2 protein-coding genes and 1 pseudogene are annotated in these 4,512 nt (G+C 72.3%); all 3 read right to left on the bottom strand.

Features of this window, described 5'->3' with window-relative positions; genetic code table 11:
• Window positions 1–273: 273 nt before the first annotated feature.
• Window positions 274–1,746: a dynamin family protein gene (locus AC1DU4_RS26025; protein WP_477844826.1), complete on the bottom strand. Its 1,473-nt coding sequence runs from the start codon at window positions 1,744–1,746 to the stop codon at window positions 274–276.
• Window positions 1,743–3,662 carry a dynamin family protein gene (locus tag AC1DU4_RS26030; protein WP_477844828.1) on the bottom strand — a complete coding sequence of 640 codons (1,920 nt, stop codon included), beginning with the start codon at window positions 3,660–3,662 and terminating at the stop codon, window positions 1,743–1,745. Before AC1DU4_RS26030 ends, AC1DU4_RS26025 begins: the two co-directional genes overlap by 4 nt.
• Window positions 3,663–3,750: 88 nt before the next feature.
• Window positions 3,751–4,512, bottom strand: a pseudogene (locus tag AC1DU4_RS26035) (hypothetical protein); the annotation flags it as partial.

The following is a 4,512-nucleotide window of genomic DNA, read 5'->3' on the forward strand; positions in this document are numbered from 1 at the left end:
CTCAAAGAACACGCACACACCCTCACGAACAGGAGATGAACTCCGGCTGATCGGGGGCTGAAGCACAACCATACACGACGGTGTGACTTCGGATTTACCAGGCTCTTACGTCCAACCTCGTGTCCCGGGCCTCTCGGTCCGGGTCGGTGTCCGTGTCGCTCTGACTTGGAATAAGTTACGGGACGTGGACGAGAAGTACCAAATCGCCTGGTCAAAGGTCTGTAAGCCGTAAAAACCGTTCGTTTGGGCGGCATTCACCCCATGTTTTCCGGCTCAGTTCGCACTCAGACGCGCCAACACGCCTTCTGCACTACGTGCGGCGAGCGAGCAGGCCCTCGCCGTGAACTGATCCACCATCGGATGTCCCGCCCAGGCCCGCCAGCGCCGCACCTCGGCCAGGGCCTCGTCCCGTTGCTGCGCGAGCGAGGCGTCGCGTTCCAGTCCGAGCCGCTCGACGTCCGCGACGCCCGATCCGCCGACCAGGCGCTGCAGCCGGGCTGCGTCCTCGCCCGGCAGCGAGGTCGCGGTGGAACGCAGCCGGCCGAGCAGCCGGATCTCCTGGAACCCGTGCACGTCGGACAGGGCCCTCCTTGTCTCTGCGAGCAGCCCTGCCGCCTCTGCCCCCGGGTCCACGGCCAGCACCCGTTCCAATGCGAGGAGAGCAGAGTGCGCCTTGAGCTGGTCGGCACGCTGGCCGAACTGCACGTCGATCACCTGGCGCAGCTCGTTGAGTCCACTGCGTTCGACCAACTCGGCCGCCAGGGTCGGAGAGTCGGAGGTACCCAGCGTGATGAGTGCGACCGCCAGCCGGATGCCGAACAGACCGAACCGGTGCGCCAGGTGCGCCCGGGTCGCCGCGTCCACCGGCAGCGGGCTGTCCGCCCTGGCAAAGCGGTCCGCCGAGAGCATCGCCAACTGCAGGTCCTCGGTCGGCACCTCGCTCAGCGCCCGGAACGCCTCGTACTCGCTCTGCCGGAGCGTCCGCGCACCCAGCGCGAGCAGCCCGGCGACCGGGACCACGGCCTGACACAACCCGGTCCGCTCCAGTTCGGTCGCGAACCGGGACGCGACCTCCTTCGCGGACATCATCGCGTCGAGCCGGCCCGCACCCACCTCGTCGGCACGCGAGACCACCCCCACCACACCCAGCGGGCCCGACTCGCCGCCCACGTGCGCGCCTATCTGCCCGAGGAACTGGACGTCGGTCGCGTTCAGGGTGCGCAGCAGGTACACCACCGCGTCCGCCCCGGAAGCCGAGTTCTCCGGGGTGAGCATCTGCAGGGTCCGCGCCGAGACGTCGCGCGAGAGCGACGAGGTACCCGGGGTGTCGATGATGGTGGTGTGCTGCAGCGCCGTCGCCGGCCACTCCACGTCCAGCCGGTCCACGTCCGACGCGGTCAGCCTCCCCAGGTCGAAGGTGAGGCTGCCGTCCCGTCGCTGCACCGGGACGTTCGCGGACCGGTCGCCGTCGTACCAGGCGGTGACGGTGGGCGTGGCGCCGCTGCGGTACCAGGTGACGACGCGTGTGCACTCGGTCGCGTCGGTCGGTGCGATGTCCTGCCCGACCAGAGAGTTCAGCAGCGTCGACTTGCCGGCCTTGAGCGATCCGGCGAGCGCCACCCGCAGCGGCTCCTCGATCCGCTGTGCGCACTCGTCCAGCTGCGCCCGCACCCCGGGCTCCGCCGAGTACACCCCACGCGCCGCGCCGATGAGCCCGCGCGCCCGGGGCAGTGCACCGGCGCTCACGCGGCCGGGCCCGTGGTGACGTCGTCGGCCGACTCGTCGGTGGGCAGCAGCCGGCCGGCCGCCTCCTTGAGCTCCGCGAGTTCGCGCATCTGCGCCTCGATCTGCGCGGCCCGCTCGGCGCGCTCGGTCGAGGCCAGGTTCGCCGCCTCCTGCGCGGCGCGGAGCGAGTCGTTCAACGACCGCAGCGTCTGCTCGGCGATCGCGGTGAAGTGGTCGCGCAGCAGCCGCTGGATCAGCCGCAGCCGGTCCTTCGACTCCTTGCCGATCTGGAAGCTGACGTCGTCGACGAAACGCCGGATCGCGACCTTCGCCTCCCCGCGGCGTTTGAGAACGCGGCTCTCCTTGTCCTCCCGATACGCCTTGGTGCCGAGCAGCAGGCCCGCACCGACGGAGATCGGGTTCACCAGCGCCATCCCCATCAGGGTGGTGATGAGCCCGAACATCAGCACCCCGCCGTAGGAGCCGCGCATACCCACCAGCACCTTCTGGGTGATGCCGATGCGTCCGGACTCGAGCTCCGCCAGCGACCCGACGGGCTCGAGGACACCGTCCAGGTCTGCCACGTCGAGGTGCGGCAGGGCGACGGCCCCGGCCTCCGCGAAATGCTCGGCCACCACCTCCGCCAGCCACACCGCGCGGTCGTGCGCCCAGACGAAGTTGTCGCCGATCGAGGTGGCCACCTGCTGCTCGAGCCACTCCCCCAGCTGGGCCCAGTCCTTGCCCGGGTCGCCCTCGTCGACGGCCTGCTCCGCCTCCCGGGTCACGCGGCGCAGCCGGTCCCGCAGGTCGTGGTCGATGTCGGCGGCCAGGTCGGTGACGCCGTCGGAGAGGGTCTGCTGCCACAGCGAGGTGCGCTTGTGCAGTTCCTCGGCCGCCACCTTGGCCTTCTGCAGCTCCGCGACGGCGGCGGCGCCCTTGGCCGGGTCACGCAGTGCGGCCAGTTCGCTGCCCAACGCGAGGGTGAGGTGCTCGGACACCGAGTGCACGTCGAGGGCGACGGCTCGTCGGGTCGTCGCGTCGGCACGGGCCACCACCGCGTCGCGGAGGAAGTCGTAGAGCGCGGCGAAGCCGGACTCCTCGTTCAGTTCCACGTCCTCGAGTCGCAGCGCGTGCGACCGCAGCGCGGACGACACCGGGATGAGCGGCACCCGCAGGCCCTCACGCTCGAGGTGACCGCGATCGGCCTCGACGATCTCGCGCCAGTGCGGGTACAGGTCGGTCTTGCTGATCAGGCAGGCCACCGCGGGACACAGGCCCTGCACCTGCCGGACGAAGGCGAGTTCCGGTTCGGTGAACTCCTGGCTGGCGTCCGAGAGCACCAGCACCGCGTCCGCCGCCGGCAGCAGGCCCAGGGTGCTCGCGGCATGCGGGTTCCCGTGGCCGCCGACGCCGGGCGTGTCCACCAGCACCAACCCGTCGGCGAGCAGCGGGCTGGGCACGTTGACCTCCACCCGCAGCACCTCACGCCCGCCGGCCAGCGGGGACGTCGGGGTGACGTGGCCCAGGTCGTCGAGGGGCAGGGCCACCCGGACCGGCTCGGAGCCGGGCTCCGCCAGCACCAGCTCCGCGAAGGCGGTCTCGGCGTTCTGCACGACGGTGGGCACCGCGGTGGTCTCGTCGTCGCCGACGGTGCAGACGTTCAGGTTCAGCAGCGAGTTGACCAGCTGGCTCTTGCCCTGCTTGAGCGGGCCGACCGCGACGATGCGCATCCGCGGGTCGAGCACCCGCCGGGTGGCGGCGTCCAGGCGGGCGACGAGGTCGGCCCGCTCCGCCGCCGCGGCGACCCGCCCGACGCGTTCGAGCAGTGCGACCTGCTCCGCACCGGCCGCCTCCCGCCGCTGCGCCGTGGTCGTCGGCGACGCCGACCCCCGGTCTCCCGTTGTCTGCGCGGCAGCCACTCCAGATGCGTTGTGCATGAACCCGACCCACTATCTCTCCGCGAAGACCAGCCCCGCACTCGGCATAGCGGGTGCGGGGCTGGTTTCGTTACAAAATCGCCGTGATCTACGGGTGCAGCAGATCCGTGTGGCCCGCGGCGTCCGCGCCGGTGTGCGTCTCGGACGCGGCGTCGAGCTGGTCGCCGAAGAGGCCGCCGCCCGCCACGCCGGTCCCGTCGTCGAACAGGCCGGCGTCGTGCGTCGTGACGGTCTCGCTGCCGAAGGCGTTCGAGGCGTCGACCGCCGACCAGGCGTTGCCGCCGGCCGCGCCCGTGACGTCGCCGACGCCGTGACCGACCGAGGAGACCGCGCCGGTCAGGCCCGAGGTGAGTCCGCCGACCAGGTCCGTGCCGCCGCCGACCGCACCACCGGCACCCGCACCACCGGCGACGCCGCCGCCGATTCCGCCGCCGAGGTTCGCCACCGCGTCGAGCCCGGAGGTCAGTCCCGCGCCGGCACCCGCAATGCCGGAGACCGCGCCGGTCAGGCCCGCTCCCGCGTCCGCCAGCCCGGACACCGCACCGGTCAGGCCGGCGCCCGCGTCGGTGACGCCCGAGACCGCGCCGCTCAGGTCGGCCCCGGCGTCGACCGCCGAGTGGACGGTGCCGGACAGGTCGGTGCCGAGCCCGGCACCCGCGTCGACCAGGCCGCCGAGACCGCCCGTCAGGCCGCTCGTCAGGCCCGCGCCCAGGCCGGCCGCCGTGTCGAGACCGCCGGCCAGGCCCGCACCGAGGTCGGCCACACCGTCGAGTCCGCCGCTCGCGGCGCCGTCGAGGGTCGTGCTGAGGTCGCCGCCGACGCCGGCACCCGCACCGAGCAGGCCGCCGAG

It is taken from the genome of Rhodococcus sp. P4_F5, assembly GCF_056401315.1.